The organism is Rhizobium sp. A37_96 (genome assembly GCF_053521765.1).
The window spans coordinates 270,649-296,140 of record NZ_JBNWDS010000005.1 but is presented as its reverse complement, the minus strand read 5'-3'; the positions used below and the strand labels follow the sequence as shown (position 1 = coordinate 296,140).

Genomic DNA, 25,492 nt, shown 5'->3' with positions numbered 1-25,492 from the left:
ATCGTTCAGGCAGTAGCCGGATGAAATTTCATGGCAACGCCATTCATGCAGTAGCGAAGTCCGGTCGGTTTCGGCCCGTCATCGAAAACATGGCCGAGATGGCCGCCGCAGCGGCTGCAATGCACCTCGTTGCGCACCATACCGAAAGACGCGTCGCGCGACGTTGCCACCGCCCCGTCGAGCGGCGCCCAGAAACTTGGCCAGCCCGTGCCGCTGTCGAACTTCGTGGCCGAGGAGAAGGCATCCTGATCGCAGCCGGCGCAGGCGAAGTTACCCTTGCCATGCTCGTTCAACAACGCGCTGGTGAAGGGCCGTTCGGTTCCCTCTTCCCTCAGGACGGCATACTGGTCTGATGTCAATATCTTCTGCCATTCCTCGTCCGTATGGGAGACGGGAAAATTCGCGGGCGTTTTGGCTGCGGCGGAACCATAGCCCAGTCTCAAACCGATGGCACCAAGAACCGTTGCTAGAAGCACTCGTCGTCTATTCAGCATCGCACCGTTCTCCTTCAGCGGATAAGCCGCCGGCTCAAAGGACATTCGAGCTGCCATAGTCCGGGCAGCGGCATGTCGCGTCACTATGGATTACGGAAGAGACGGCCATTTTGTTACACACATGCTGGTGAGAACACCAAAACGTGATCCGGATGGCCCATAGCCTTTATAGCAGACAAACTGCTCACTAACATCAGCGGTGGAGACAAGCCTTCAAAGAGAGCGGGTCAGACGCGTATCGCCGTTCTGGGCAGACAGTTGAAGCCCACGTCAGAAGGCGAGGAGATGCCGCGTCGCAATCACCGGATCCGGTTCGCCGAACGAAGACGCCAAAGGCATCGGCAGGGAAGAAAGGACCGGACCGCGAAAGGGGGTTCGCCCCTCGTAAACGGAACGCTCTCACGGCCGGTCCCGATGTTCCTGCCGGCTAGGCCCGCAAGAGGCGGCGCTTTTGCGCGCCCATTGCGGCAATATATTGGCTGGCGCTAAAGAATATGCCGCCGGATCGAACGCTTGATGTGCAATCGGAAAAGGCTCGCGAACGCATTCCTTCGATGTTGCTATAATTCCGACGAACAGTAGTATCCATGGCCGCCACACGCAGAAAGAGCAAAACCAGGTATTGGTGCGGGGATCGCATGCGCAACACACCATCGGCGAGGCGTTCCAGATGACCAGGCAATCGCTCCCTCGTGTTTCCATCGGGACGGCGCGCCTCTGCCTGCGGCCCACCTCTGCGACCGACGCGGGCCGGGCGTTCGAAATCCAGCGCGATTGGAACGTGACGCGCATGCTGGGCAACGCCACTTATCCGCCGGACAAGCGCGCCATAGGGGACTGGTTTTCCAGCCATGAGCGTGAATGGGCCGACGGCACGGCCTATCGTTTCGCGATCGAGCAAGCCGGAAGAATGATCGGTATCGTCGACGTCGATGGTATCGACGGCCGTTTGGGTAGCCTGGGCTACTGGCTGGAGAGATCGGCCTGGGGCAAGGCCTATGCATTCGAAGCGGCGCAAGCGCTGATCGGCTTCGTTTTCCAGGACGCCGGCCTGTCGAGGCTCGAATCCGGTCATGCTTCCGACAACGCCGCCTCGGGTCGCGTGCTGACGAAACTGGGCTTCGAGCAGGTCGGCAGCAGGGAGCTTTTCTCGCACTCCCGCCGCGAGTCCATCGTTCAGCGCTGCTATGTGCTTGAAAAGGAAGCACGAAATATCGGCCTCAAGGCCGACACGGGAGATTGAGAGCCTGCTTCTTGCCGAAGCGAGAGCCGGCCGATGGCCTCACACGAAGGCTTCCATCACAGATCGATTTCGAAGACCTGCTCGTGGGTCGCGACGAAGGCTCTGCCTTCGGGCGTCACCCAGCCGCGAAACATCCCCGGCGTATTGTAGGGCGCGACAGCCACGCCTTGAGCATCGATAGCCACCAGCCCGGCACCGATCTGGTGAAGCGCGAGGTCTCGCATTACAAGCCCTTCCGTTGCGGTCGCGATATCCTGCTTCAGATAGGCCACGCGAGACGCCACCTCATGCCCCAGGACATAACGAATGAAGAACTCGCCCTGACCCGTGCCCGACACGGCGCAGACGCCGTCGCGCGCATAGGTGCCCGCGCCGATGATCGGGCTGTCGCCCACACGCCCTTCCGGCTTGTTGGTGTATCCCCCCGTCGAGGTCGCAGCCGCCAGGTGGCCTGCGGCATCGAGCGCGACCGCCCCGACCGTGCCGTGCTTTTCGTTTTCCGTCCCGTCGGTGCCGGCGGCGGCATGGCGTTTCATCGCCTCCAGCGCCTCGACCCGCTTCGGCGTGGTAAAATAGGATTGCGGCTCGATCCACAGGCCCTTGGCCTCGGCAAAGCGATCGGCCGCAGACCCGGTCATGTAAACGGCACGGCCGTCCTCCATCAACGCGCGCGCCGCCTTGACCGGATTACGGATCGCACGCGATGCGCTGATGGCGCCGGCCTCCAATGTTGCCCCGCTCATGATCGAGGCATCCAGTTCGTGCAGGCCGTTTTCGTTCAATGCGGCACCATGCCCGGCATTGAAATGCGGACTGTCCTCCAAGACCACGACCGCAGCCTCGACGGCATCGACCGCGCTGTCGCCGGCCCGCAGCCGCGCATAGCCCGCACGCAGGGCGGCGGCCAGATCGCGGCGAGCCCCTTCCCATTCCTCTGGAGTCATGCTGTCCTCCGGCATGACGCCGCAGCCACCATGAATAGCCAGCGCGATCTTCGTCATTTCCTGCTCCGCTCCTGTGTCGTCATATCGCTCTTGCCGATGACCGCCCCTGAATGAGGACCGATCGGTCTGACCAGGCTTGCATCCTTACTCTTACGCACCGCCCGTCGCCAGACAGCATCGGCCACACATGAAAGAAAGGATCAGGCGCCTATGACGAATGGCTTCCGGGCGGCGTTTCTTCGGGCGACTGTTTGGGCGGAACATTGCCGTTCTGCTCAACACGATCGCGATGGAGCGCCGCACGGGCGAGCAGCATGAAGGTGACCGGCGTCGTCACCGTCACGAACACCCCGATCAGCAGTTCATGGATGACGAGCGATTGCGTCGAGGCCGAGAAGAAGATCATCGACGCGATCATGATCGCACCGATGCCGCCGCTGGTGCCCAATGTGGGCGCGTGGATACGCTCGTAGAACGTTCCAAGCCGCAAAAAGCCGATGGCGCCGACCAGGGTAAAGAAGGCGCCGACGATGAGAAGCCCACCGACGGGGATTGCCGCCCATAAAGGCATGCTTTCAAAGGGCGTGCTCACTCGATCACCTCCCCGCGCATCAGGAATTTCGCCAGCGCAACGGTCGCGACAAAGCCGAGCATGCCGATCACGAGCGCCGCCTCGAAATAGACGACGCGCCCGGTGCCGATGCCAAAGGTCAGCAGGAGCAGCATGGCGTTGACGTAGAGTGTGTCGAGCGCGATGATGCGATCCTGCGCGCGCGGTCCACGAAACATGCGAATGGAAGCAATCGCCATCGCGGCCACGATCATCATCTGCGCGATTGCAACGGACATCTGGATGATGGTGGCGCTCATGCGAATATCTCCATCAGCAAGCTTTCATAGCGATTGGCGACCGTATCGCGCCATGCCGCCTCGTTCTCGAGGTCGAGGACGTGCAGCAGCACGGTATTGTCGTTGGAATCATATTCCAGCCATGCGGAGCCTGGGGTGCTGGTCAGGATGATGGCGAGCAGCGCGAGCGAAATCTGATCCCTGACCCTCAACTCAAGGACCACGAAGCCCGGCGTGGCGGTGCGCGACCGACCCCTCAGGATGATCCATGCCACCTGCAAATTGGATTTCAGGACGTCGAAGACGACCCGGAAGAACAGCTTGGGCAGCAGATACCATTTCCGCAGCCGAGGCTTTCTGGGCCGCAGCGACGCCATGCCCCAGGAGGCAAAGACTGCAACGACAATGCCGAGGATCAACTGGCCAAGCGTGAAGCCGTTCAGCAGCAACCACATCAGGATCAAGCTCAGCGCCAGAAGCGGATAAGGCAACATCACAGGCCTCCCGCTTTGCTTGCCTCGACCGCGGCGGTAGCCGGCGCGACAACAGCGTTGCGAACCGCATCCACATAGACGCTCGGATCGCTAAGGGTGCGAATGGTCGCGTCCATGTACCGCATGACGGGGCCAGCCCAGATGGTCAGTGCCAGCGTCAATGCGAGCAGGCCCATGACCGGAAATATCTCGATGACGAGCACGCGCGGAACCGTGCCCTCGAGCGAACTCCAGAATGTGCGTATGCCGGCGCGCGTCATGGAGATCAGGGCTGCGATGCCGGAGAGGATGACGAGCAGGATCAGCGTCCAGACGGCAGCGCTCGGAGGAATACCGATCGCGCCGGTTCCCATCATGGCTGAAAGCATGGCAAACTTGGCGACGAAACCCGAAAGCGGCGGCAGGCCGGCAAGCAGGATGCCGCAGGCGGCAAAGCAGATACCGAGCATGGCCATGGTGCCGGGCATGGTGACGCCCTCGCCTTCCGCCGGCTCCTTCTCCTCTGCATCGCCATACGCCTCCATGGTGACGGCGAGAACGCTGGCGCCGGCATCCTGTCCGCGCTCCACGAGCTCGATCAGCATGAAGAAGGCGCTAATCGTCAGGGTCGAGCTGACGAGATACATCAAGGCACCGGCTGAAATCGAGCCGTCGTTGATGCCGATCACCGTGAGCAGGGTGCCGGACGAGACGAGCACCGCAAAGCCGGCCAGCCGGCCGAGCGCCTGCGACGCCAGCACGCCGACGGTTCCGAAAATCAGCGTCGCCATGCCGCCATAAAGAAGCACGGGCGCGCCGAATCCTGCGGAAGGCCCGGTGCTGAACAGGAGCATCGTCAGCCGCAGAATGACATAGATGCCGAGCTTGCTCAGAATGGCGAATATGCCCGCGACCGGCGCCGACGCCGCGCTATAGGCCGTCGGCAGCCAGAAGCAGAGCGGCCACATGCCGGCCTTGATGAGGAAAGCAATGCCGAGCACGCCGGCGCCCGCCTGCATGAGCATACGGCGATCGGCGGACATTTCCGGAATACGGACTGCGAGATCCGCCATGTTCAGCGTTCCCGTCGTACCATAGATCAGGCTGACGCCGATGAGAAAGAGCAGCGCCGCCGCGAGGTTGACGGCAATGTAGTGCATGCCCGCCTTGACCCTGAGCGGCCCGGAGCCGTGCAGGAGCAGGCCGTAGGACGCCGCCAGCATGACCTCGAAGAAGACGAAGAGGTTAAAGAGATCGCCGGTCAGGAACGCGCCGTTGACGCCCATCAGCAGCAGCTGGAACATGGTGTGAAAATGCGCCCCGACCGCGTGCCAGCGCGCCAGCGAGAAAATCAGCGCGGCGACGGCGACGATGGACGTCAGCAGCAGCATGAGCGCCGAAAGCCCGTCGAGCACGAGCACGATGCCGAAGGGGGCGCTCCAGTTTCCAAGCAGATAGGCGCGCTCCTGACCGGCCGATCCGCCTTCCGTGCGGAAGAGCGCGAGCGCGATAACCACCAGCAGGAGCGTGGCGGCCAGACTCACGAGCGCCTTCAGCGTGCGCGAGCGCTCGTCGATGAACAGAAGCAGCGCGGCCGCAATCAGCGGAACGAGGATCGGCGCGATGATGAGGTGATGCGACCAGCCCGTCATTTCCGGTCGCTCCTTCCATCCACATGGTCCGTGCCGGTCAGGCCGCGCGAGGCCAGCAGGACGACGAGGAACAGGGCCGTTGTCGCGAAGCCGATGACGATCGCCGTCAGCACCAGGGCCTGCGGCACCGGATCTGCAAGCGCACGCGTCGCGGTGCCGTCGCCAAGCAGCGGCGGCACGTTTGTCTTCACGCCACCCACTCCGAATATGAAGAGATTGACCGCATAGGACAGAAGCGACAGCCCGATGATGACCTGATAGGTGCGCGGACGCAAGATCAGCCAGACACCACAGGCCGTCATCACACCGATCGCAATGGACAAGATGAGTTCCATCAATCCCCCTTTGCCTTGTCCGCATCGAGCGCGCGCAGACGGTTGATGCGGATCGACTGGTGCGCGAGGGCCACAAGGATCAGAACCGTGGAGCCGACCACAAGCATAAAGACGCCGAGATCGAAAAGCAGAGCGCTGGCGGCCGGTACCTTGCCGATCAACGGGACGTCCAGATACTGGAAATGCGACGTCAGGAACGGATAGCCGAAGAACCACGCCCCGATACCCGTTGCCGTCGCCACCAGAAGCCCGGCTCCCATCCATCGCAGCGGCAGGATGCGGATGCGATCCTCCGCCCAGCGCGTACCGCCGGCCAGATATTGCAGCAGGAAGCCGATCGAAAGCGTCAAGCCGGCCGAGAAGCCACCGCCGGGGGCATCATGCCCGCGCATGAAGATATAGACCGACAGGGCAATCACGAACGGGAACATCCATTGCATGATGACGGAAGGCACCAGCAGATAATCGCGCACAGTATCGCCGGCGGACCGCTCCGGCCGCTCCTCGTCGAAGCGGTTCTGGATCCGCTGCTGCTCCGGCATCTCCATGCTGTCCGGCGCCGGACGGAAACGGCGCAGCAGCGCATAGACAGTCAATGCGACGACGCCGAGGACCGCGATTTCGCCCAGAGTATCGAAGCCGCGGAAATCGACCAGGATCACGTTGACGACGTTGCGGCCGCCACCCTTCGAATAGGCGTTTTCGAGGAAATAGTTCGCGATGGCGTCCGGCACCGGCATGGTCATGACGGCGTAGGAGATAAACATCATGCCGATGCCGCAGATGACGGCCAGCGCAAGATCGCGGAAGCGGCGGAAACGAGCGCGCAGGTTGACCGTATCGTCGATCCCCTCATTCCGCTTCGGCAACCAGCGCAACCCCAGCAGAATGAGAACCGTCGTGACGATCTCCACGAGAAGCTGCGTGATGGCGAGATCGGGCGCGGAAAGCCAGATGAACGTCATGCAGACGATGAGCCCGACGCCGCCGAGCATCACCAGGGCGGCGAGCCGGTGGTATTTGGCAAAGAAGGCGGTGCCGATCGCCAGGCAGATGCCGATCGCCCAGATCGCCGCGAAGACGGGGTCGGCCCCCGAAAGCGCAAAATGCGTCGCCTCGAAGCCGGAGAGATAGAGGGGAAGCAGCCCTGCCGCAAAGCCGGTGACGACAACCCAGCGAAGCTGCGGCTGCAGCTTGCGCGTGCCGATTCGCTTTTCAGCGATTCGGGCCCAGTGCCAGGAGACTTCCACCAGCACCCGCTCGAAGATGCGCTGCCCCTTCAGCCGGCGGAAAATGGGTGGCCCGTCCTCGCATCGACCCAGATAATCCTTGAAAGCAAAGTAGAAAACGGTTCCGCCGACCAATGCGATGATGCTCATGACCAGCGGCAGATTGAAGCCGTGCCAAAGCGAGAGGCTGTATTGCGGCGTATCGGCGTGCAGGACGCTGACGACGGCTGCATGCAGGAAGGGCGCGACCGACAGGGCCGGGGCGATGCCGACGACGAGGCAGACGACGACCAGGAGCTCGATCGGGAAGCGCATCCAGCGCGGCGGCTCATGCGGCTTGGCGATCGGCAAATCGGTCGGCGGCGGCCCAAAGAAGACCGTCTGGATGAAGCGCAGGGAATAGGCGACGCTGAATGCGCTCGCCAGCGTCGCCACGTAGGGGAGCATGCGGTCGAGAACGGAATCGGCGTGGGTCTCTATGGCCTCGGCAAAGAACATTTCCTTCGACAGGAAGCCGTTGAGCAACGGAACGCCGGCCATGGCCGCGCTCGCGACGATCGCAAGCGCCCCGGTGAACGGCATGTAGCGGAAGAGCCCGCTCAAACGGCGCATGTCGCGGGTGCCCGTCTCGTGATCGATGATGCCGGCCGCCATGAACAGCGACGCCTTGAAGGTCGCGTGGTTCAGCATATGGAAGATGGCGGCGACCGTGGCGAGCGGGCTTCCGAGGCTGAGCAAGGTGGTGATGAGACCGAGATGGCTGATCGTCGAATAGGCGAGCAGGCCCTTCAGGTCCTGCTGGAACATCGCGAAGTAGGCGCCCAGCAGCAGCGTGATGATGCCGGCGGCGCCAACGATATAGAACCACTCGTCCGTGCCGGCGAGAACCGGCCAGAAGCGCGCAAGCAGGAAGACCCCGGCCTTCACCAGCGTCGCGGAATGCAGATAGGCCGAGACGGGCGTCGGCGCCGCCATGGCGTTCGGAAGCCAGAAATGGAAGGGGAATTGCGCACTCTTCGTCAGCGCTCCCAGCAGGATGAGGATCAGCGCAGGCAGGTAGAGCGGGTGGTTGCGGATGACGTCTCCCGAGGCCAGGATCTTGTCCAGATCGTAGCTGCCGACGATATGGCCGAGCAGGATTAATCCGATCAGCAGGCAGAATCCACCGATCCCCGTGATCGTCAGCGCCATGCGGGCACCATCGCGCGCGGCGGCGGTGTTGTGCCAATAGCTGATCAGCAGGAAGGAAAAGATGCTCGTCAGCTCCCAGAATATCGAGAGCAGGATGACATTGCCCGACAACACGATGCCGAGCATCGCTCCCATGAAGGCAAGCAGGAAGGAAAAGAAACGGGGAACCGGATCTTCTTCCGACATATAGTAGCGGGCATAGACGATGACGAGAAAGCCTATGGCGGTAATGACGAGCGAAAACAGCCAGGCGAAGCCATCCAGCCGGAGACTGAAATCGAGCCCGAGCTGCGGCAGCCACTCTATGCTATAACGGACGACGCCACCGTCCTTGACGGCGGGATAGAAGCTCGCTGAAATCAGCAGCGCCAGAAATGTGGTCGTCCCGGCGATCCAGGCCGGACCGCGCCGAGACTGTGTGCGCAACAGGCATACGGAAAGAAGACTTCCGATAAACGGCAGAGCCAAAAGTGCCAGAATGAAAACAGGCCCGCTGGTTATCCCAAAACGTCGTTCCTTCGCTTGGCCGGCTCCGGTCAGACTGCCATAATGGCACCCCCTAGAAAACCGTCGAATTATGTCCTATATGATAGATATTGCCCAATATGGGCAGCTTTGAACCCGGCGTCAAGGTGAAATGGCGATGATTTTGACACCAGCGCTCTGCCGAGCAGCCCGCGGCTTCCTTGATTGGACGCAGATGGACCTTGCCGACCGCTCGGGCGTATCGCGCAGCACGATCCGCGACTATGAGGGCAATCGCCACAGCCTGCATCGGGCCACGGAAGCCCAGCTTCGGCAGGCGCTCGAGACGGGAGGCATCGCCTTCTTCCGTATCGACGGACATGAGATCGGCATCTGCACCAAGGCTCTTCCCGTTGCGGCCCCTGCGCCGAAGCATACCGAAAGCTGCGAGATCATCTCCTCTTCCGCCGAGCGAGGGCATACGGCCTCTTCGAAAACGGGACAGTAGCATCGAATATGGCTGCCGGCTCACCGGCGGCGGATGCTCCACCGCTCGCGAGAAGGTGAACGGACGAGCCCTCAAATCAGCCATATTCCAGCCGATCAAACCTCCGCGCCGCATCCCCCAGACGACCGGAGAAACATATGTCCACCACCACCGAAGCCTCGGCAACCGTATCGACGACCCGATACCGGCCATCGCAACGGATCCTGCATTGGCTCATGGCCATCGTCATCATCTCGGCGCTCGTCATCGGCCTCTATTGTTCGTACCTCACGCCGGGCGTCCCCTTGCGCCGAGCCCTCCTCGACGTGCATAAATCGCTCGGCATGACGGCGCTCGTCCTCATCGCAATCCGCCTGCCGCTCAGGCTCTCGCTTGGCGAGCCCGCCTATCGGCGGCCGCTTGACGTCTTCAACCACTATGCCGCCCGCGGCGCGCATATCCTGCTCTACGCCCTGATGCTCCTGATGCCGCTTGCCGGCTACACCACCTCCGCCGCCGGCGGTCACGATCTGCCGTGGTTCGGCCTCTTCCAATGGCCCAATCTGCTGCCGCTCGACAAAGGGCTGGAGAGAACAGCCGCCGAAATTCATGAATATGGCGCCTATTGCCTGTACGCCGTCGTCAGCCTTCATATCCTGGCGGCCCTCTGGCACCATTTTTTCCGCAAGGACGAGGTGCTGCAGCGCATGCTGTAGCAGGCATTTGTATCGCAGACAGATCGACCTGCTATCGCATGCCGAGACGAGCCAGGGTGAGGCGCGATTGTTCGCAGAGCGCCTCGTTTTTCCCACCCCGATAGTAGCTCAAGGCAATGACGGCGGCATAGAGTGCCCATCCTTCCGCGCGAAGCCAATCGGCATCGCCAACACCGCAAGCATCGCGAAATGCCTCACGAGCGGAAGGGTCGACCCAGGTCCACGCGGCGGCATAGTCGGCAGCCGGATCGCCGACGGCACAAAGACCCCAGTCGATGACCCCGGTCAGCAGCCCACCTCTGGCGATCAGATTATCCGCCTTGATATCGCCGTGTAGCCAGACCGGCGGGCCGCGGTGAACGGTGGCGCAGGCCCGCTTCCAAAGCCTGATCGCTGCATCCGCATCGATTTCATCCGCAAGAATGTCGATGGCGGGAAGCGTGACCGACGACAGGGCTTCCAGCGTCACGCCCCGACGATGGTTGCTTTCTCCCGCCAGCGGCGCGCCCTCCGTCTCCACGAGATGCAGGCCGTTCAGGAAGTTCGCCAGCGCAAGCGCTGCCGCAAGCGGATCGGCAATATTTCGCGGCGAGGCAATATCGCCTTCCATCCAGTCGAAAATGCCGAAATCGCCTTTCAAGCCAAAATCGAAGCTCCCACGAAAACGCAGTCGCGGCACTTCGAGCGGCAGCTCTGCAAAGCGAGGCAGCCAATCGAGCTCCTTGGAAATCAGATTGGCCGCGGTCTCGCGGCGGGGAAGACGCAGCAGCAGTTCCTCTCCCAATCGATAGATGGCGTTGTCCGTGCCCGAAGAGACAAGGCGGCGAATGGGAAGATCGGCCCATTGCGGCGTCACCTGCGAAAGCAGGCGCCGGATCGCGGAGTCTTCCAAAACGATATCATCAAGCATCATCGAGCCGATCAGCCGTCTGTTGTTGCAGGAGGCTGACAGCCTTCCGTCCTTGCCATCGAAGCCGGTGGGTGTGGCCAGCTTTCGGATCGAACTGAAAGCCCAATGTCTCCCAGAATAAGGCCGCGCCGGCATCGTCCGTATTGACTGTCACGATTGTTCCATTCGCAATCGACCGGCTCAGGAGCGTCATCGTCAGTTGACGACCGATGCCATGGCGCCGGTGGGATGGACGAATGTAGAAGCGGCGCATGCGCATGGCGGACGTCATGTCGGGATCGACCGTCAGTCCGCCGATCCCGGCAAGATCGCCATTCACCCGGGCCGCGACAAGGGCCTCATGCACTCCGGTAAACCGCTGCCTGCCACTCTCCCATTCGGCATGCAACCTCTCGACAAACCGCTTGCCCTCGCGGGCGGCATCGTGGCGCAGCATCTCGAAATCGTACGGAAGATCGACGGCAATCTCTTCGAATTGGAGATCCTGTCCGAACCGCATCCTCATTCTCCCCCGTTTCAAGCCGAAGAGCAAAAGCGTCAGTCGGCCGCCAAGTCCAGCTGAGACTCGCCGATTTCTACCGCATGGCCGTCGGGATCATAGAAGCGGAACACGCGCTGCCCCCATTCCTGTCTTTCGACGGGATGAATGAGGTCCACATGCGGCGCGATCGCCTCGAACGCTGCATCCACGTCTCCATGTTCGAAATAGAGAAGAATGTTTCCGCGGCCATACGGCTCTGATGTCTCATCGCTTTTCTTCCAGATCGTTCGTTCCAGCGATTTGCCGTCGTGAATCGCAAAGCCGGTGTCGAAGAGCACGAAGTTGCCGAAGTCGTGCACAATCCCGAGGCCAAGCAGCTCGCCGTAAAATGCCTTCGAGCGGGCAATGTCGGTCACGAAAGGAATGGGATTGACGAAGCGCATCACCAAAATCTCGTCCAATGGGGAGGATGAACCGGGAGAGAAACAACCTATAAACGACTTCGATACACCTCAACACCAGAAGCGATACAGGAAAGATGATCTTCATCGTATCGCGCAACCGGAGGGTCAATCCGTGACGGAAACCGCGCGCACCATGATTGTCATCGACTCGGCAGAATCCCGCTTTCAATTGCGGGCGGGCGCCTTGATCCGCTCCAGCGATCATATCCTCATTCATCGCGCGGTCGGAGAGACGTTCTGGTCTCTGCCCGGCGGCCGGGTGGAGTTTCACGAGGCCGGCGCCGAAACGCTGGCCCGCGCGATCGAGGAGGAAATCGGCTGCAAGGCGGCTGTCGGCCCCTTGCGCTTCATCATCGAAAACTTCTTCGAACTTTCCGGCCGACGCGTTCACGAAGTCGGCTTCTACTATGAGGCGGAGCTGTCGCAGCCGCTCCCGTTTCACGAAACGGAAATCGTGCATCGGGTGAAGGACGGCAATGCGGACCTCGAATTTCGCTGGGCACCCGCCACACGGGCTGCGCTCGACCGGTTCGAGTTGGTGCCGCCGACCTTACGCGATCTGGTCGAGGCCGGGCCCGAGGGAATTCGGCATTTCGTGCGTCGGGACGTGGTCTGAGCGCGACAGACCGGGCACAGCAAAAACCGTTCCAAAGATCGGAATTCTTTAAGATTATCTTCTTTGCCTTTGGGGCGGATGGATTCTAGCGTGCCTCAATCCACGATTGGCAGCTCGCATCTGCCTCGATAACAAGACTAGCTTGAAAGAGGAAACCCCGTTGACCCCTCACACCTCGCCGTCGGGCATCGAAACATCATTGCCGACGCTCGATATCTCCCGATTCTACGCCTCAACCGCAGAACGCCAGGCATTCGTCGCAGAACTTCGTACGGTGCTGTACGATCATGGTTTCTTCTATCTGACGGGCCACGGTGTCGATCCTGAACTGATCAGGGGCGTCGTCGCGACGGCGAAGCGCTTTTTCGCCTTGCCGATGGAAGAGAAGCTCAAGATCGAGATGGTGAAGTCGCCGCATTTTCGTGGCTACAACCGCGCCGGACAGGAGCGTACCCGCGGCGAGCAGGATTGGCGCGAGCAGCTCGACATCAACACCGAAAGCGCACCTTTCGAGATCGGCCCGGACACACCGGCCTGGCGGCGGCTACAGGGGCCGAACCAGTGGCCGGAAGCATTGCCCGAACTCAAGCCGCTGCTGCTTGCTTATCAAGCAGAGGTGACGCGCATCGGCATCGACGTTCTGAAGGCGATCGCCGCGGCGCTCGGCCAGGATGAAAACGTCTTTGCCGACATATACGAGCCGCAAGCCTCGCAGCTTCTCAAGATCATCCGCTATCCGGGTCGCGACGTCGCCGAAACGGACCAGGGTGTCGGCGCCCACAAGGACGGCGGCTTCGTCACCGTGCTGCTGCAGGATACGACACCCGGCCTGCGCGTGCGCACGGAAGATGGCGTCTGGATCGCCGCGCCGCCGGTTCCCGGCACCTTCATCATCAACACCGGGGAATTGCTCGAGCTTGCGACAAACGGCTTCGTGCGCGCCGACGTTCATGATGTCATCGCGCCGCCTGCCGGTGTCGAGCGGTTTTCCGTTGCCTTCTTCCTGGGCTCCCGGCCGGACGCCACGATTCCCGTCATCGAACTGCCGGATGATCTGAAGCGCGCCGAGCGCGGCATCTCGGTCGATCCGCTCAATCCGATCTTCCGCGACGTCGGCCAGAACCAGCTCAAGAGCCGGTTGCGGTCGCACCCGGATGTCGCCCGCGCCCACTATGCGGATCTCCTGACATCGGAACAAGCAGCGGCGGCTGGCTGACGGCCTAGGCCCCGACAAGGTGGTTCATATCCACCACCTTGTCGGCCCCGGTGATCACCGAACGCCTGTGAGTGATCGCAAGGACGGTGACATCGCGGGCAAGCCTGCGAATGTGCTCCATGATGTCACGCTCCGTCGCTTCATCGAGAGCCGAACTCGCCTCGTCGAGAAAGAGGATGGCGGGGTTGCCGTAGAGGGCACGAGCAATCGCAATGCGCTGGCGCTCGCCGCCGGAAAGCTTCAAGCCGCGCTCGCCAACCGTCGTTTCCAACCCCTCGGGCAAGGCATCGATAAAGGGAAGAATCGCTGCCTTCTCGGTAGCAAGCCGTAACCGTCCTTCATCTCTCGGCCGACCCAGCAGAATGTTCTCCGCAAGGCTCTCGTTCAGCAGAATGGCGTCCTGCGGCACGACGGCGACGGCCGAATACCAATCGGCACGGTCGATCGACGCAAGATCGATACCGTCGATGGAGATATGTCCGGAATCCGGTTCCATCGATTTCAGCATCAGCTTGAAGATCGTCGACTTGCCCGAACCGGTTTCGCCGACCAGAAACGTGATACCCCCGCGCTCCGCTTCGAAACTGACATCCGCCACGCCACGACCATTGTCGTAAGCATGGCTGACACGCTCCAATACCAGCCGGCCTTTCTCAATCGCCAGCGATGTCGATTGAGAAATCTGGCGCTCTTCCGGCGCTTGCCACATCCGTGCCAGCGGTGCGAGCGTTGCGCGGGAACGAGCCAGATCGTCGATCGCGTGGGCAATCATATCGAAGGGCATGTTGAGCTGAAGCAACAAGGTATTGAACAGAACGATATCGCCGACCGTCACCTCGCCGGCATTGTAGCGCGGCAGCAACAACAGGAAGGTCACGGCAAACTGAACCGAAAGCCCCAGTCCCAGCACAGCAATATAGCCAACGCGTTGCAAGACGTAACCCCGCCATGCGTCACGCACCTCCGCCGCCTTGATGGTGAAGCGCCGCTTCATCCAGTCATGACTGCCGAAGTGGCGCAGCGTTTCCATGGCATTCATGGCATTTCCGACGAAACGTGCGTTTTCCTGGCCGGCACTGATCGCCTTGTCCAGGAAAACGCGCGCGCGGCGGACGGAAATCACGGTCAGCGCGATCGTCGCCGCTCCATAGAGCACGACGATCAGGGTTACTTCGATGTTGATGAGCGCACCGAGCGTCAGAAGCGTGAGCAGGATCTGGGTGACGCCGGGAATGAGCACGGCGAGGCCAAGCTGTATGAGCATCGCCAGCGCACCGCTGCCGCCTGCGCTCGCGGTCTGGATCTCGCTCGGATTATACTCGACGAAGAAGGCCGAAGTCTTCGTCAGAATGCGGGCAAAGAAGCGCGTTCTCGTGATGAAGCCGAGATTCTGCGAACTCATGAGCGAAAGATATTGCGCCATATGCTGGAGTGCGGACGCCGCACCCAATAGGACTGCATAGGTCAACAGGCCCAGCACCACTCCCTTGACGGCGCCGTCGTGGGGCAAGCGATCGATAATTCGGGAAAAGACATAGGGTGCGGCGACACTGCTGATGCTGGAGAGAAATACGACACTGACGCAAACGAAAAGCATCCTGCGATCGGATTTCCAATAGGCGCGCAGGATTTCATTGATGGGCTCAAGGATGCTGGTTTTCTCAGCCATCGAAACAACCTGATCTGTGAAGCCACAAGCCCCGACCGGCACCGGCATAGGGTGCGGAGAACTGGCGGGAACTGGAGATTATTCGGAATCGCGGGGCGCAACCTATAAGCGCTAAAAATCTATACTGCAATACTCATGAAATGATATATCAGGTGCCTTGAGTCCGGCGTTCGTCAAGAGCGCGAAAAGCCGCTCCGAGGGTCGGAGCGGCTTTTCGTGACGACATGACGTCGCGCGGCAATCGCAATGGAGACCGGGCGAGCAAATCTCCGGCTCGCCGCGGATTCGGATGCGTTAATGCTGGCTGCCGGGCACGACGACGCGCATGCCGTCGATAACCTGGCTTGCAAGGATCTGACAGCTCAGACGGCTATTGGCAGCCGGCTCCATGACGAATTCGATCATCGTCGCTTCTTCCTCCGAAGGAGGTGGCAGGAGATCGAGATGGGGTTGCTCGATATAGCAATGACAGGTGCCGCAGGCCAAGGCGCCACCACACTGCGCCACGATACCATCGATGCCGCTCCTGACGGCGACCGCCATCAGCGTCTCGCCATCCTGCGCATGCACACGGGTTTCGCGCCCGGCGGAATCGATAAACACGATTTCACACATTGTACTCATATTCTCCCTGCTTTTATCGGTCCGCCTCAAGCGGCAATGAGGCTGATGTCGAGACGCTTCGGGCCGCGCACCGATAGCCCGCGCTTGTAGGTGGGGCTTTCCTCCAGCAGCTCGATGAAGCGGGTGCGCTGCAAGAGCGTCGAGAAAATGATCTCCATGTCCAGCCGGGCCAGATGGTTGCCAAGACAGAAATGGGCGCCGCCGCCGAAGGCCAGATGGCGATTGGGCGTGCGCTCGACATTGAACCGATCGGGTGCTTCGAACTGCTCGGGATCGCGATTGGCCGCGCCATAGAGCAAGCCGACCTTCGTGCCCCTCGGCAGACGCATGCCGGCAATCGTCTTTTCCTCCGTCAGATAACGATGGAAGAACGGCAGCGGCGACTCGAAGCGGAACATTTCCTGAATGGCGGCCGGCATCACGGCCGGCGTCTGCCTGAGCTTGGCCAAGGCATCCGGATACTGCAGGAGGGCATGCATCCCGCTGCCCAGCACATCGATCGTCGAGCCGTGTCCCGCCATCAGGATCAGCATGCAGGTGGAAACCAGCTCGTCCTCCGTCAGCTCGCCGGCGACATGCGCCTCTGTCAGCCGACAGAGAAGATCCTCGCGCGGATTGCGCACGCGATCGGCGATGAGCTCCTTGAGCAGTTCGTAGAATTCCGTCGTCGCGCGTTCGGCGATCGCCTTGCGTTCGGCGCTACGGTCGACGTCGAAATATTGCACGACCTCTTCCGACCACTTGCGCAGCTGTCCAGCATATTCCGCCGGCACGCCCAGAACCGAGCCGATGATGTGGCCCGGAACCTGCGAGGCGAGATCCTCGACGAAATCGATCTTGCCCGCCTGAAGCAGGCGGTCGAGCAGGCGATCGACGAAATCCTGTATCATTCCGCGCTGGCGCGCCACGAGTGCCGGGGTAAATTCACGGAACACCTTGCGGCGCAGCCGGTCATGGGTTTCCCCATCGGAATCGAGCAGGCTGAACTGCACGAAGCGGGAATGGTTCGGCATGTCGTGCCAGTTCTGGCGAACCTTCTGCTCCTCTATCTCCTCGGGAGAGAGAAAGAACTCCAGGGAGCGCACAAGCGTCTTGTCGGCAGCCGCGGCGGCGACATCCTGGTAGCGCGACAGCAGCCACACGTCGAATTGCTCGTAGTAGACCGGGCCGGCGGTGGCGCGCAGCTCCCGGTAGGAAGCATAGGGATCGTCTGCAAACGCTTGCGAGAGCGGGTCAAATGCTGGGGTTGCCGTCGTCACGATCGGGACCTCCTCCATTCTGGTTGATCCCTGACAGAATAAATGACGGAACGGCAGAAAGACATGGATGCAAACCGCAGCTATATGGATAAAACTCTCATCCCCGGATAAGGGCGCCTCGCGATGACCGACGAAACAACCCCAGAAGCCGCGTCTCCCCTGGACGAAGTCTTCTTCCAGACGCCGGGCAGGCTATCGCGCGCCTTTCCCTACGCGCTTCTTGCCGCCGGTCGCCGGGTCTCCATGCCCAACGAGATGCCGATCGCCCAACGGTTCAACCAGCATACGCTGATCCTCACGCTCAACGGAAAAGGCCTGCTCGAGGTCAACGGCCTTTCGAGCTTCCTGCAGGAGGGAACGATCGCCTGGCTGGATTCCTCGATGCTGTATTCTCACCGCTGCGAGTCGCGCCATTCGCACTGGTCCTATCTGTGGCTGGGATTCGTCGGACATGGGCTCGACACCCTGTTCGACAGCCTCGACGTGATGGCGAACCCGGTCTTCGAGATGACGAACCCGCGCAATATGGAGGCGCTGTTTGCCGGAATTCTCGACGAAGTGGAGGGAAATGGCTTCCTCGCCGACAGCCGCTGTTTCGCCTTGCTTGCTCAGCTGATTTCCTCGCTGGTATCGGAGCGCGCGGACGGCGGCGACCTCGGCGGCGCCGTGCAGCGCCTGCAGCGCGTGATGGAGATGGTCCGCGCCGACTTGACCCATCCCTGGACCATCGGCGAATTCGCCACCGCCGCCAATCTCAGCCCGGCGCAGTTCTTCCGCCGCTTCCGGCAACGGATGGGAACGACCCCCGTCGATTGGCTGCGCCACGAGCGCATAAATGCCGCAAAGTCGCTGCTGGTCGTGACGGATGCGCAGATCGGCGGCATCGCCGCCAGATGCGGCTACCCGGACCCCTTCCATTTTGCCCGCGACTTCAAGAAGCTGGTCGGCGTCACACCGAGCGAATTCAGGCGGCAGGGACAGAGCGCCAGACCAAGCGGTGCCTGACGGATCAAACAGCCTGTTCGTGATCCCACGAAGAAGAAGACTTGCCCCGATTGGCTCCGGCCATGCGACACGATAAGACTCCGGCCTGGATATGAAGCTACCGGACGCGCATGCCGCGCCTCCACCGGGGATTGAAAAATGACAACCGAACAAAGCGTCCTGCGCGTTTCCATTATCGTGACGTTCGTTCTGGCGGTGGCCGGTATTGTCTTCGGTCTTCTCTCCGGCTCCTACGCGATCGTCTTCGACGGCGTCTATGCGCTGACGGATGCGAGCATGACGATCGTTGCGCTGATCGTCTCCAACCTCATCGTGTCTTCTGCAACGAACACGGCGGCTGGCGGCAGGTTCGCCAAGCATTTCACCATGGGCTTCTGGCACCTCGAACCCATGGTACTCGGCCTCAACGGCGTCCTTCTGACGGGAGCCGCGGTTTATGCCTTGATCAACGCGATTGGCAGCATCATGGCCGGCGGCCGGCATCTTTCCTTCGACCAGGCCATCATCTACGCGGTGCTGACCATGCTCATTGCCCTCCTGATGGCCGCCTATGGCAGGCGGGCGAACGAGACGCTCAGATCCAATTTCATCGCGCTGGACGTCAAGGCCTGGATCATGACGGGCAGCCTGAGCGGCGCGCTGCTGCTTGCCTTCATCTTCGGCTTCTTCATCCAGGGAACGAGCCTGCAATGGATGTCGCCTTATGTCGACCCGGTTGCGCTCGCTCTGGTCTGCCTCATCGTCATTCCCATGCCGATCGGAACGATCAAGCAGGCTTTTGCCGATATCCTCCTCGTGACCCCTTCGGATCTGAGAGAACACGTCGATCGCGTGGCGACCGACATCGTTCGGCGCCACGATTTTCAATCCTACCGCTCCTATGTCGCACGCGTCGGCCGCGGCAAACAGATCGAACTCTACTTCATCGTGCCGCCGGACGGACCGGCGAAGAAGCTTGAGGAATGGGACCGCATCCGCGACGAGATCGGCGAGGCGATCGGCGACGAAGGTCCCGACCGCTGGCTGACGATCGCCTTCACGACCGATCCCGAATGGGCCGATTGAGCGGCTGCGCAGGCAGGCCTCTATATCCGCCAATCCTGGAATACCTCGGCGAGAAAATCGACGAAGCTGCGCACCTTGCGATCCGAGGTGGCCCGCCTCGGAAAAAGCGCGTTGAGCTCGATATCATCGGCACGCTGCCATTGCGGAAGAACGACTTCGAGCTCGCCGCGCGCAAAATGCTGCGGAGCAAGCTGAGGCGATATCAACGCTATGCCCGCACCGGCGGCGGCCTGCCGGATGATGGTCGTCGCCTCGTTGGACATCAGGATCGGCTTGACGACAACCTCGGCCACATCGCCTGATAGCTCCTGCAGCCGAAGCGTCGCCAGCTGGGTTGCTGCCCCCATGATCATGACGGCATGTTCCCTCAAATCCTGCGGGCGTTGGGGACGGCCGAACCTGTCGAGATAGGCGGGGCTTGCGGCAAGATGAGCGCGAGACCTTCCAAGCGTGCGTGCGGAATAGCCGGAATCCGAAAGGGAGCTGGTCCTGAGCGCGACATCGAAGCCATGCTCGATCAGATCGAGGGGGTAGTTATCGTAGGTAAGCGCAAGCTGCACTTTCTGATAGCGCTGGCGAAACTCGCCCAGCCTGGGCTCCACGACACTCAGGCCAAGAGTGTAGGGCATGAGGACACGCAGCATCCCCTGCGGCTCTATGCGCACCGCGCGCGCGGTCTGGTCAGCCTCCTCCAGGATCTCTTCAGCCCGAATGCATCGCTCGTAATAGTCGCGCCCGGCGTCGGTGACCCACACACGTCTCGTCGTGCGATAAAACAATTGAACGCCGAGATCGTCCTCGAGCTGCTTTACGCGCCGGCTCACACTGGTCAAAGGCAGCCGCAGTTGCGTCGCAGCGGCCGTGAAGCTGCCGCGCTCCACGACGCGGAGGAAAGTCTGAATGCTCTCGAGATCCGTGATCATACTCTGCCGTTTCAGCGGGATAATGCTTGCCCGCGCCTGCGTTGGATCCTTCGCCACTGCCTCGACCATATTCTACCATTTTCAGCAATAATATGTCTCAAAAATACGCTATTATCTTTTCCCGCCCATAGTTTTATCAGTGCGCCCATGACGGCGGCATCTTTCAACTCGGCAAAACTATTCGGCTCCATGGCGCGCGGGTTTGCGCTTCCGCAATCGCTGACGTGGCCAGCGGTCGGTTTCGCGCTGCGCACGACGGCCGCATCACTGGTGGCACTCTACATCGCCTTCCTGCTCAATCTGGATGATCCGAAATGGGCGCCGATGACGGTCTGGATCGTAGCCCAGTCAAGCCGCGGCATGTCGCTCTCGAAAGGCCAGTACAGAATCCTGGGCACGGTCATCGGGGCCGTCGCCGCAGTCACGATGGTCGCACTTTTCGCGCAGGTCCCGGAGCTGTTCGTTCTGTCGCTCGCCCTATGGCTCGGGCTTTGCACGGCGCTTGCCACGGGCTTGCGCAACTTTCGCGCCTATGGCGCGGTGCTTGCCGGCTATACGGCGGCAATCATCGCCTTCGATTCCATCAGTTCGCCGCCGGAGGTCTTCGACATTGCAATCGCGCGCGTGATCTACATCGGCCTCGGGATCATGACGGAAGCGGTCTTCACCACCATTTTCGCTCCCGGCGCACCGCTGCAGGAGACCCAGGGCCGTCTGGCGACATATCTTCGTCAGGTCGCCGATCTTTGCGCCCGGGCGTTGCGCGGCCAGGCCAACACTGCCGGCTTCCAGCGACTTCTGACCGGCGCGCTCGAACTGGACGCCGCCGCGGAATATGCGGCAGCCAGCTCCAGTTCCGTACGCAATCGGTTCGGTCATTTGCGCGGCGCCACCGTCGCAATGCTCACTCAATTGGCCGTCGCGCAGTCTCTGCGCGAACATCTCGCAGCGCGACCGGATCTCGATGATCCACTCGTCGGGAAAACAGCAGGCCTGCTCGACGCGATCGGCTCCGCGCCGAAGATCGATCCGAATACCGTTGCCGCGTTGCGGGCGGAGGTCCGGGCCGCTCTCTCCGAAGCGGCCCGCAGCTCCGACGACGGGATTCCGCCCCGGCTGCCGATCCTGGCTCACCTCGACAGGCTGCTGGAGGGGGCGCATGATGCACTTGTGCGTCAGGCTCTGTTTTCGAACGAGAAGGCGCCATCCTCTCGGCTCAAGCTCTCCTTTCACGTCGATCATCTCCTCGCCCTTCACAACGGCATTCGCACCTTTGTCGCCATCGTCATCGGATCGTGGTTCTGGATCGCAACCGTCTGGCCGTCCGGCCCAAGCTTCATCGTTATCCTCGGCGTTATCTGCGCCCTGTTTGCGACCCGGCCCAACCCGGTGGCCGGCGGGATGGGCTTCCTGAAAGGCGGGCTGGTCGCGGTGCTGGCCGCCGCCCTTTGCAATTTCGCCATCCTGCCGATGCTGTCGGACTTTACAGAGCTGGCCGTCGTCATCGGCATCATCATGTTTGCAACGGGCCTCGCCATGCGAAACGCTCGCACCGCCGCTCTGGCGACGAGCTTTGCCTTTCTGTTCCTGGATCTGGTCGGGCCTGACAACACCAGCCGAGCCGATGCGGCATCCTTTCTCAACGGCGCGTTGGCGCTGCTGCTCGGCGTCGGAGCAGGCGTTCTCGTCTTCACGCTGCTGTTTCCATCCAATCTGCCGGCAAAGAGGCGGCGCCTGCAGCGCGCAACGCGGCATGACCTGGCGGACATCGGCCAGACGCCTTATCGCTGGACAAGGGAGCATTGGCTCAGCAGGACGGTCGACCGACTAAGCGGGCAAGCCGCGACAAATGTCGGCGTTCCGGAGAAGCAGGCCGAAGGAGACCTGCGGGGAATGCTCGCCGCGCTCACGATCGGCGAGGCGGCGATCACGCTGGCCGGACTGGCAAGAGAGCACCCTCGCCTCTCCAAACCGCTGAATGCCGTGCTGCGCCGGCTCGGTCGCGGCGATCCGGCGGCCCTCGCAAAAGTTTCGCGCGACGCCGCCAACCATCTTTCCTATTGGATCGACAAACCCGAAGCCCCGGCACGCCACACCCTCATCCGCGCGGCGACACAGCTGGATGCCGTCGCCTCGGCCGCATCAAACCATGCCGATTTTCTGAGCGGGAAACGAGCCGCCTGAAAACGTCATGCGCTCTCGGTGTCGGCCGTCGGGAGGGGATCGGTCTTGGCCCGCTTCCGCTGTGCCGAGCCAAGCACGATGCGTTGAACGCGGCTCGTCAGCGGTTTTTCGACACCTTTGAAAAGCGCCAGGGCAAATACGGCGGCACCAAGCGTCGCGACGACGACAAACAGGCCGAGAGGAAGAGCCCCGCCGACAAGTTTCACCCAGATCGCGCGCATTGGCCTTAGAATAAAGGGATGGGCGAGATAGAGGCTATAGGAGGCATCTCCGAGCGCAACGCCCCAAAAAACGAGCCGCTTTTGCGGCAAGACAGGACCGATTGCAGCCGCCAGAACGAGTAAAGCCGCGGGCAGGCCGCTCCGCAGGAATTGCGGCAAGGCCGCATCGTCCCAGGGCGCGGAGATGCGTATGAAGCCAAGAAAGCCGACGGCCATCAACACGAGCGCCGCTCCGCCGCCGATCCTCACGCCGCTGCGGAAAATCAGGGCGACATAGACGCCGAACAGGAACTCCAGGATGATGGGGCTTGTCCAGAAAGCGATCTGGACATGATTTGGATCGACGAGATTCCCGACGAGCGCCATGCCGACCATGAGCACCGACAGCCATACCACGCCCAGCCTTATCGGCAGCAGGAGCGCGGCTGCGAAGAACACATAGAACAGCATCTCGTAGTTCAGGGTCCAGCCAAGCGCGAGCACCGGCCTGATCTCGTCGACGCCGCGTCCGGACGGGATGAAGAAATAGGATGCCAGAACATGGGACACCGAGCCGATCGGGACCGTGAGCAGCGAGGGCGCCACGAGCGCGCCAAGCAGCATGACGCTCGTCAGCAACCAATAGAGCGGGATTACGCGTGCACAGCGCCGCAGGAAGAAGCGTCGCGGAGCGCCGCTCCTGCCGAACTCCGATGCCGCCGTGTGGGTCATGATGAAGCCGGAGAGGACGAAGAATATGTCGACGCCGAAACCGAGATTCCATGCGGAACCATCGACCGCCGCCCGCCCCGTCGCTCCGGCCAGCGTCTCGGTTTCGTGCAAGGCATGCGCGACGACAACGGACAAAGCTGCCAGCGCACGCAGCACCTGGAGGTTCAAGAGCATGTGAGGTGAATTGCCGGCATCGCTGCCCGCCTTGCGGCCCTCAACTATGTCCCTATAAAACCTCACCAGAAATCCCAGCAGAATTTTTCTTGGATCTCCTTGATATACCGAACGCTCTAACAACTCGTCGCCGCGCGCATAAGGCACCGGTGCCGCTTCAAATCATGGTTAGTCTTGAGTTAAGCCTGCGGATGCTTGAGCGGTCGCCAGGATGACGTGCGCCTGAATTTTGGCGGAAACCTCGCCGCTGCCGTGCCTGTCGGCGATCGCGGATGCAGCATAGTCGGTTGCGGCTTCCAGCCTTCCCGCTTCTCTCGCCTCGATTTCGTTGCGAAGAAGAGTTCCCTGGCAATAAGCAATGGCTGGGAGGCGTGGCGAGGAGGCGCGGCTCCGCTCGGCTTTCGTTTCGATCACCACATCAGAGAAACCGGCGCTCTCCAGCTCGATGCGGATCAGTTCCTTGTCGTGATAGCCATGCGGCGTCCGCGCCAGAAAGCGCGGTGGATCATCCGGAAAAATCCTGGCGAGAGCGTTCGTGACGTCATCCGCGAAGATGTTTTCCTCGATGCGATCCCATACGTTGAACAGAAACCATCCTCCCGGCCTCAGGACTCGCCTTGCTTCGCGATAGGCCGACAGGCGATCCGGAAAGAACATCGCGCCGAACTGGCAACAAACGAGATCGAAGGCCGCATTTTCAAATGGAAGCGCCAGGGCATCCGCCTGCCGCCACGTTATGCGGTTATCCGGGGCCTGCCGAGCGGCGGCATAATCGAGCATAGGTTGGTTGAGGTCGGTGACGACATAGCTTGCATTGGCGGCTAGCCTGGGCGCCAACACTCGGGTGACGGCCCCGGTGCCCGCGGCAATTTCCAGGACGGCCCCTGGCGCCAGTAATGCCGCCCGCCGCACAAGATCGGCGGCAAACGGCTCGAAAATCAACGGCACCATGTAGCGGTCGTAGTTTTCCGGAATCGAGCCCGCGAATACCCTGTCCGTCTCCAACATCGCCATCACCCGCCACGTGCTTGACAGCTTTTCATTTTAGCACATGGCAGCCGGTGCGTCATTGCATCTCCGGGAGCGCATCGCACCGGGCCGATCCGTCAGCCCGCTTCGCCGCGCGCAAGCACGTCCAGAAGCTGGCTGGTATTGTCGATCGAGAACTGGACGCGCTCGCCCGGCCAGACCGACTCGGAATAGGAGATCGGCGTGCCCTTGAGATCGACGTCCACCTTCCTCAGCGCCACCACCGGCTGGGACATGGACTGGCTGAGCTGCTTCGCCTCCTCGCTCGTCGGCAGACGGACGATGATGTCGGTGCGCAGGCGGATATAGTCGGGTATGCCGTATTCGGCCAGAATGACGGTCACGCTTCGACCGCTGCGCCGCGCCTCGTCGAACCCCGGAAAGCGGCGAACAGGATAATAGGCGTGTGAATAGTTGATCGGTTCCTCGTCGGCGAAACCCCGCCTGACGATGTGGTAGACAGGCTCGCCATAGGGAAGCCGCAGCGCCTCCGCGATCGCCTCGGAGGCCGGAACCACCTCTTCCTGGATCGCCTGCCCGAGCGGCTCCCTGCCCTGATCGAGAAGGTTCTGCGAAAAGCGCGTGCGCTCCGACAAGCGGTAATCGAGGCGGCTGTCCCGGACAAAGGTTCCGCGCCCTTGCTCGACCAGCACGAGGCCGCGACTTTCGAGACGGGAGATGGCACGCCGGATGGTGTGACGCCCGACGCCGAAACGTTCCATCAGGTCGGTTTCAGTCGGAAGCTGCGCCTTGGGCGACAGGCGGCCGGTCAGAATATCCTCGGCAATATCACTCTCGACCTGTTGCCATTGCCCGTGCAGCGACTTTTTCTCCATGCCTGCCTTCCGAAATCATCATGTCAT

25 protein-coding genes and 1 pseudogene are annotated in these 25,492 nt (G+C 61.5%); 8 read left to right on the top strand and 18 right to left on the bottom strand.

Features of this window, described 5'->3' with window-relative positions:
* Positions 1-5: 5 nt before the first annotated feature.
* Complete coding sequence (gene msrB, locus ACQZ6J_RS16960) at positions 6-494, bottom strand: peptide-methionine (R)-S-oxide reductase MsrB (protein ID WP_163985586.1); 489 nt, start codon at positions 492-494, stop codon at positions 6-8.
* A gap of 670 nt (positions 495-1,164) precedes the next feature.
* On the opposite strand from msrB, the gene ACQZ6J_RS16955 reads away from it, so the two are divergent.
* Positions 1,165-1,737: a GNAT family N-acetyltransferase gene (locus ACQZ6J_RS16955; protein WP_449084921.1), complete on the top strand. Its 573-nt coding sequence runs from the start codon at positions 1,165-1,167 to the stop codon at positions 1,735-1,737.
* A gap of 56 nt (positions 1,738-1,793) precedes the next feature.
* On the opposite strand, the gene ACQZ6J_RS16950 is transcribed toward ACQZ6J_RS16955, so the two are convergent.
* The 7 genes from ACQZ6J_RS16950 to ACQZ6J_RS16920 form a co-directional block, all read right to left on the bottom strand.
* Positions 1,794-2,738, bottom strand: a complete 945-nt coding sequence (locus ACQZ6J_RS16950; RefSeq protein WP_449084920.1) for an isoaspartyl peptidase/L-asparaginase family protein — start codon at positions 2,736-2,738, stop codon at positions 1,794-1,796.
* 151 nt (positions 2,739-2,889) lie between these two features.
* On the bottom strand, positions 2,890-3,273 hold the full coding sequence (gene mnhG / locus ACQZ6J_RS16945; protein ID WP_449084919.1) for a monovalent cation/H(+) antiporter subunit G: 384 nt from the start codon (positions 3,271-3,273) through the stop codon (positions 2,890-2,892).
* The gene (locus ACQZ6J_RS16940; RefSeq protein WP_449084918.1) at positions 3,270-3,551 is read right to left on the bottom strand and encodes a K+/H+ antiporter subunit F; all 282 of its coding nucleotides are present in this window, start codon (positions 3,549-3,551) and stop codon (positions 3,270-3,272) included. Before ACQZ6J_RS16940 ends, mnhG begins: the two co-directional genes overlap by 4 nt.
* Complete coding sequence (locus ACQZ6J_RS16935) at positions 3,548-4,024, bottom strand: Na+/H+ antiporter subunit E (RefSeq protein WP_163985591.1); 477 nt, start codon at positions 4,022-4,024, stop codon at positions 3,548-3,550. Before ACQZ6J_RS16935 ends, ACQZ6J_RS16940 begins: the two co-directional genes overlap by 4 nt.
* Positions 4,024-5,655 (bottom strand): monovalent cation/H+ antiporter subunit D, encoded by a 1,632-nt coding sequence (locus ACQZ6J_RS16930; RefSeq protein WP_163985592.1) that lies wholly within the window; start codon positions 5,653-5,655, stop codon positions 4,024-4,026. Before ACQZ6J_RS16930 ends, ACQZ6J_RS16935 begins: the two co-directional genes overlap by 1 nt.
* Positions 5,652-5,990, bottom strand: a complete 339-nt coding sequence (locus ACQZ6J_RS16925; protein ID WP_069610048.1) for a Na+/H+ antiporter subunit C — start codon at positions 5,988-5,990, stop codon at positions 5,652-5,654. Before ACQZ6J_RS16925 ends, ACQZ6J_RS16930 begins: the two co-directional genes overlap by 4 nt.
* Positions 5,990-8,911, bottom strand: coding sequence for a monovalent cation/H+ antiporter subunit A (locus ACQZ6J_RS16920; RefSeq protein ID WP_449084966.1), 2,922 nt, complete (start codon positions 8,909-8,911; stop codon positions 5,990-5,992). Before ACQZ6J_RS16920 ends, ACQZ6J_RS16925 begins: the two co-directional genes overlap by 1 nt.
* A gap of 136 nt (positions 8,912-9,047) precedes the next feature.
* Between ACQZ6J_RS16920 and ACQZ6J_RS16915 the strand changes: the two are divergent.
* A pseudogene (locus tag ACQZ6J_RS16915) lies at positions 9,048-9,281 on the top strand (helix-turn-helix transcriptional regulator); the annotation flags it as partial.
* 239 nt (positions 9,282-9,520) lie between these two features.
* On the top strand, positions 9,521-10,078 hold the full coding sequence (locus ACQZ6J_RS16910; RefSeq protein WP_163985595.1) for a cytochrome b: 558 nt from the start codon (positions 9,521-9,523) through the stop codon (positions 10,076-10,078).
* Positions 10,079-10,109: 31 nt separating this feature from the next.
* Here the strand turns inward: ACQZ6J_RS16910 and ACQZ6J_RS16905 are convergent, their stop codons facing one another.
* Genes ACQZ6J_RS16905 through ACQZ6J_RS16895 form a run of 3 tightly spaced genes read right to left on the bottom strand, consistent with a single transcriptional unit; the run spans position 10,110 to position 11,912 of the window.
* Positions 10,110-10,991 (bottom strand): phosphotransferase, encoded by an 882-nt coding sequence (locus ACQZ6J_RS16905; protein WP_449084917.1) that lies wholly within the window; start codon positions 10,989-10,991, stop codon positions 10,110-10,112.
* Positions 10,981-11,487: a GNAT family N-acetyltransferase gene (locus tag ACQZ6J_RS16900; RefSeq protein ID WP_449084916.1), complete on the bottom strand. Its 507-nt coding sequence runs from the start codon at positions 11,485-11,487 to the stop codon at positions 10,981-10,983. Before ACQZ6J_RS16900 ends, ACQZ6J_RS16905 begins: the two co-directional genes overlap by 11 nt.
* Positions 11,488-11,525: 38 nt before the next feature.
* Positions 11,526-11,912 carry a VOC family protein gene (locus ACQZ6J_RS16895; protein ID WP_449084915.1) on the bottom strand — a complete coding sequence of 129 codons (387 nt, stop codon included), beginning with the start codon at positions 11,910-11,912 and terminating at the stop codon, positions 11,526-11,528.
* A gap of 133 nt (positions 11,913-12,045) precedes the next feature.
* On the opposite strand from ACQZ6J_RS16895, the gene ACQZ6J_RS16890 reads away from it, so the two are divergent.
* Positions 12,046-12,549, top strand: coding sequence for an NUDIX hydrolase (locus tag ACQZ6J_RS16890; protein WP_449084914.1), 504 nt, complete (start codon positions 12,046-12,048; stop codon positions 12,547-12,549).
* A 160-nt stretch (positions 12,550-12,709) separates the two neighbouring features.
* A complete protein-coding gene (locus tag ACQZ6J_RS16885) occupies positions 12,710-13,765 on the top strand; it encodes an isopenicillin N synthase family dioxygenase (RefSeq protein WP_449084913.1) in 1,056 nt (351 codons plus the stop codon).
* Between the two features lie 4 nt (positions 13,766-13,769).
* Here the strand turns inward: ACQZ6J_RS16885 and ACQZ6J_RS16880 are convergent, their stop codons facing one another.
* From ACQZ6J_RS16880 to ACQZ6J_RS16870, 3 genes are all read right to left on the bottom strand, one after another.
* Positions 13,770-15,434 (bottom strand): ABC transporter ATP-binding protein, encoded by a 1,665-nt coding sequence (locus ACQZ6J_RS16880; RefSeq protein WP_449084912.1) that lies wholly within the window; start codon positions 15,432-15,434, stop codon positions 13,770-13,772.
* Between the two features lie 294 nt (positions 15,435-15,728).
* Positions 15,729-16,058, bottom strand: a complete 330-nt coding sequence (locus tag ACQZ6J_RS16875; RefSeq protein ID WP_449084911.1) for a 2Fe-2S iron-sulfur cluster-binding protein — start codon at positions 16,056-16,058, stop codon at positions 15,729-15,731.
* 26 nt (positions 16,059-16,084) lie between these two features.
* A complete protein-coding gene (locus ACQZ6J_RS16870; protein ID WP_449084910.1) occupies positions 16,085-17,317 on the bottom strand; it encodes a cytochrome P450 in 1,233 nt (410 codons plus the stop codon).
* Between the two features lie 123 nt (positions 17,318-17,440).
* Here ACQZ6J_RS16870 and ACQZ6J_RS16865 point away from each other — a divergent pair, with 123 nt between their 5' ends.
* Positions 17,441-18,322, top strand: coding sequence for an AraC family transcriptional regulator (locus ACQZ6J_RS16865; protein WP_449084909.1), 882 nt, complete (start codon positions 17,441-17,443; stop codon positions 18,320-18,322).
* Positions 18,323-18,460: 138 nt separating this feature from the next.
* A complete protein-coding gene (locus tag ACQZ6J_RS16860) occupies positions 18,461-19,387 on the top strand; it encodes a cation diffusion facilitator family transporter (protein WP_449084908.1) in 927 nt (308 codons plus the stop codon).
* A gap of 20 nt (positions 19,388-19,407) precedes the next feature.
* Here ACQZ6J_RS16860 and ACQZ6J_RS16855 read toward each other — a convergent pair whose 3' ends face one another.
* Positions 19,408-20,310, bottom strand: a complete 903-nt coding sequence (locus tag ACQZ6J_RS16855) for a LysR family transcriptional regulator (protein WP_449084907.1) — start codon at positions 20,308-20,310, stop codon at positions 19,408-19,410.
* 147 nt (positions 20,311-20,457) lie between these two features.
* Between ACQZ6J_RS16855 and ACQZ6J_RS16850 the strand changes: the two genes are divergently transcribed.
* On the top strand, positions 20,458-22,494 hold the full coding sequence (locus ACQZ6J_RS16850) for an FUSC family protein (RefSeq protein ID WP_449084906.1): 2,037 nt from the start codon (positions 20,458-20,460) through the stop codon (positions 22,492-22,494).
* A gap of 5 nt (positions 22,495-22,499) precedes the next feature.
* On the opposite strand, the gene ACQZ6J_RS16845 is transcribed toward ACQZ6J_RS16850, so the two are convergent.
* From ACQZ6J_RS16845 to phnF, 3 genes are all read right to left on the bottom strand, one after another.
* Positions 22,500-23,666 (bottom strand): acyltransferase family protein, encoded by a 1,167-nt coding sequence (locus ACQZ6J_RS16845; protein ID WP_449084905.1) that lies wholly within the window; start codon positions 23,664-23,666, stop codon positions 22,500-22,502.
* Between the two features lie 102 nt (positions 23,667-23,768).
* Positions 23,769-24,608, bottom strand: a complete 840-nt coding sequence (locus ACQZ6J_RS16840) for a class I SAM-dependent methyltransferase (protein ID WP_449084904.1) — start codon at positions 24,606-24,608, stop codon at positions 23,769-23,771.
* Between the two features lie 98 nt (positions 24,609-24,706).
* Positions 24,707-25,465: a phosphonate metabolism transcriptional regulator PhnF gene (gene phnF, locus ACQZ6J_RS16835; RefSeq protein WP_449084903.1), complete on the bottom strand. Its 759-nt coding sequence runs from the start codon at positions 25,463-25,465 to the stop codon at positions 24,707-24,709.
* Positions 25,466-25,492: the final 27 nt, after the last annotated feature.